The following is a 3,738-nucleotide window of genomic DNA, read 5'->3' as shown; positions in this document are numbered from 1 at the left end:
TCCAGTGGCGAGCCCTCGGTCTTGATCCGCTGCAGCACGATGTTCGAGCGGATGTCCATCACGCCCGGCGTGCGATAGAGCCGGTTCACGATGAAATCGGAGTAGTGCTTCAGGTTGCGCGCCTGCACGCGCAGGATGTAGTTGCTGTCGCCGGTGATCACATAGGCCGACAGCACTTCCGGCCACGATTGCACCGCCGCGTTGAACGTGTCATGCCAGCCCTCGACCGCCGGCCGCATCGACACCTGCACGATCGCTTCCAGCTCCAGCCCCAGCCGCTCGGCGTCGAACCAGGCGCGATAACCGCCGATCACGCCACTTTCCTCCAGCAGCCGCACCCGCCGCAGGCAGGCCGAGGGCGACAGCGCGACGCGCTCGGCCAGGTCCTGGTTGCTGATGCGGCCGTTCTGCTGCAGGCAGGTCAGGATGCGCAGATCGATGGGGTCGAGCGTCATGTCGCAGATCCTTTCGCAATGTGTTCGATTTATCGAATTCTATGCGAATTACGGCTCAACCAGCCGTCGAAATAGCAAGCCTCTTTCCCGAAATCTTGACTATCATGCCGGGATCGGCGCCACCGCCGCCTAATGCTATGCCGGCCTTTTGCTGTCCCCGGCCGATGGCTTTACCCGCCTCCCGCATTACCGGCCTGTCGCTTTATCGCCTATCGCCCTATCGGCCCATCGCAAGCCCCTCGACGCGCCCCAATGTCCGACGCCCTTTCGACCTCCCCGACCACGGCCCGCGCGCTGTGGGACATCAGCCCCCCGCTGTCGCCGGCGACGCCGGTGTGGCCCGGCGACACGCCGTTCCAGCAGCAGAGCGCCTGGCAGATGGACGAGCAATGCCCGGTCAACGTCGGCCGCATCACGCTGTCGCCGCACACCGGCGCGCACGCGGATGCGCCGCTGCACTACGCGGCCGACGGCGCGCCGATCGGCGAGGTGGATCTGGACCCGTACCTGGGCCCCTGCCGGGTGATCCATTGCATCGGCGCGGCGCCGCTGGTGCGGCCGGAACAGGTCGCGGACGCGCTCGACGGCGTGCCGCCGCGCGTGCTGCTGCGCACCTATCGCAGCGCGCCGCTGACCGAATGGGACCCCGACTTCTGCGCGGTGGCGCCGGAAACCATCGCGCTGCTGGCCGAACGCGGCGTGCGCCTGATCGGCATCGACACGCCGTCGCTGGATCCGCAGCAGTCCAAGACCATGGATGCGCACCGGATGGTGCGAACGCATCGGATGGCGATTCTCGAAGGGCTGGTGCTCGACGCCGTCGCGCCCGGCGACTACGAACTGATCGCGCTGCCGCTGCGCCTTGCCGCGCTGGACGCCAGCCCGGTGCGGGCGGTGCTGCGCAGCCTGTCCTGAGGGCCGACCGCCCCGGCGTCCCCGCCTTTCCGCATCTGCGCACCGATCGCGACCGCCGCTGGCGGCGATCGCCAAACCATCATCAAGGAAGCCATGACCGCAACTACCCGCGAGCAATGCCTGTCGCTGGACCGGCAAGACCCCTTGCGCCCGCTGCGCGACGCCTTCGCGCTGCCCGACGGCGTGATCTATCTGGACGGCAATTCGCTGGGCGCCCGCCCGCGCGCGGCCGCCGCCCGCGCCGCTCAGGTCGTCGAGCAGGAATGGGGCGAAGGCCTGATCCGCAGCTGGAATACCGCCGGCTGGTTCGAACTGCCGCAGCGCCTGGGCAATCTGCTGGCGCCGCTGGTCGGCGCCGGCGAGGACGAGGTCGTCGTCACCGACACCACCTCGGTCAACCTCTTCAAGGTGCTGGCCGCCGCGCTGCGCGTGCAGGGGCTGCGCAGCCCGGCGCGCAGGGTGATCGTCTCCGAGCGCAGCAATTTCCCGACCGATCTGTATATCGCCCAGGGCCTGGCCGATCTGCTGCAGCAGGGCTATTCGCTGCGCCTGGTCGACAGCCCCGACGAGATCGACGCGGCGGTGCGCGACGATACCGCCGTGCTGATGCTGACCCACGTCAACTACAAGACCGGCGAGATGCTCGACATGGCGGCGCTGACCGAACTGGCGCATGCGCGCGGCGCGCTGACGGTCTGGGACCTGGCGCATTCGGCTGGCGCCGTGCCGGTCGCGCTGCGCGAGTCCGGCGCGGACTACGCGGTCGGCTGCACCTACAAGTACCTGAACGGCGGCCCGGGCTCGCCGGCCTTCCTGTGGGTCGCACCGGCGCTGCGCGACGCGTTCTGGCAGCCGCTGTCGGGCTGGTGGGGCCACGCCGCGCCGTTCGCGATGGAGCCCGACTACCGCCCGCGCAGCGGCGTCTCGCGCTTCCTGTGCGGCACGCAGCCGATGACCTCGCTGGCGATGGTCGAATGCGGACTGGAAATCTTCGGCCGCACCGACATGCAGGCGCTGCGCGCCAAGTCGCTGCAGCTGACCGATCTGTTCATCGCGCTGGTGGAAGCGCGCTGCGGCCACCATCCGCTGACGCTGGTCACGCCGCGCGAGCACGCGCGCCGCGGCAGCCAGGTCAGCTTCGCCCATCCGCAGGGCTATGCCGTGATGCAGGCGCTGATCGAGCGCGGCGTGATCGGCGACTACCGCGAGCCGCGGATCATCCGTTTCGGCTTCACGCCGCTCTACACTGGTTTTGCGGACGTCTGGGATGCGGTGGAAGTGTTGCGCGACGTGCTCGACAGCGGCGCCTACGAAGCGGCGCGCTTCCAGACGCGCACGGCGGTGACCTGAGCAGCGAGCGAAACGATGACCATGGAATCGAAGAACATCAAGGCCGGGCACGGCGGCTGCCCGATGTCGGGCGGCGGGGCGCACCACGGGGAAACATCGCGCGAGGGTGGATCTCCATCCGAATCTCCATCCGGCGACAAGTCGGCTCCCGGGGACAAATGGCATGGCGCGCAGCTCGACATGCGCCAGCAGATGAGCTACGGCGACTATCTGGCGCTCGACCAGATCCTGAACGCCCAGCATCCACTCTCGCCCGATCACAACGAGATGCTGTTCATCGTCCAGCATCAGACCACCGAGCTGTGGATGAAACTGATGCTGCATGAGCTGCGCGCCGCGCGCGAGGCGGTGCGGCGCGACGACCTGCCGCCGGCGTTCAAGATGCTGACGCGGGTGTCGCGCATCATGGACCAGCTGGTGCAGGCGTGGAACGTGCTGGCGACGATGACGCCGCCGGAGTATTCGGCGATGCGGCCCTATCTGGGGATGTCGTCCGGCTTCCAGTCGTTCCAGTACCGCGAGATCGAATTCATCCTCGGCAACAAGAACGCCGCGATGCTGCGCCCGCACGCACACCGTCCGCAGCACCATGCGCTGGTCGAGGAGGCGCTGCGCACGCCGTCGCTGTACGACGAGGCGATCCGGCTGATGGCGCGGCGCGGCTTCGCGATCGACGCGGCCTGCCTCGAGCGCGACTGGACCGAGCCGGCCGGCTACAACGCCTCGGTCGAAGCCGCCTGGCTGGAGGTCTATCGCAAGCCCGAGGCGCACTGGGAGCTGTACGAGCTCGGCGAGAAGTTCGTCGATCTCGAGGATGCCTTCCGCCAATGGCGCTTCCGCCATGTCACCACGGTCGAACGCGTGATCGGCTTCAAGCGCGGCACCGGCGGCACCGAGGGGGTCAGCTATCTGCGCAAGATGCTCGACATCGTGCTGTTCCCCGAACTGTGGAAGCTGCGCACGGACCTGTGATGGCGATCGCTCGCTGAGCCGCCGCGGCGACCCGAGCGACTCGGAT

4 protein-coding genes are annotated in these 3,738 nt (G+C 68.3%); 3 read left to right on the top strand and 1 reads right to left on the bottom strand.

Going from position 1 to position 3,738, the window contains the following annotated elements; all coding sequences use genetic code 11:
- Positions 1–455, bottom strand: a 455-nt coding sequence (locus tag AC6EI8_RS25205) for an Lrp/AsnC family transcriptional regulator (protein ID WP_498383220.1), incomplete at its 3' end; no start/stop codon positions are given.
- Between the two features lie 252 nt (positions 456–707).
- Here AC6EI8_RS25205 and kynB point away from each other — a divergent pair.
- The 3 genes from kynB to kynA all read left to right on the top strand — a co-directional run bounded on the left by kynB (position 708) and on the right by kynA (position 3,692).
- Positions 708–1,370, top strand: a complete 663-nt coding sequence (gene kynB / locus AC6EI8_RS25200) for an arylformamidase (RefSeq protein ID WP_150084229.1) — start codon at positions 708–710, stop codon at positions 1,368–1,370.
- A 93-nt stretch (positions 1,371–1,463) separates the two neighbouring features.
- Positions 1,464–2,720 (top strand): kynureninase, encoded by a 1,257-nt coding sequence (kynU, locus tag AC6EI8_RS25195; protein WP_150084230.1) that lies wholly within the window; start codon positions 1,464–1,466, stop codon positions 2,718–2,720.
- Positions 2,721–2,900: 180 nt separating this feature from the next.
- Positions 2,901–3,692, top strand: a complete 792-nt coding sequence (kynA, locus tag AC6EI8_RS25190; protein ID WP_190286426.1) for a tryptophan 2,3-dioxygenase — start codon at positions 2,901–2,903, stop codon at positions 3,690–3,692.
- The last annotated feature ends 46 nt before the right edge of the window (positions 3,693–3,738 follow it).

Source organism: Cupriavidus sp. R6-3, from assembly GCF_059772245.1.
The sequence above is the reverse complement of the archived record's forward strand: the minus strand, read 5'-3'. Positions and strand labels throughout refer to the sequence as shown.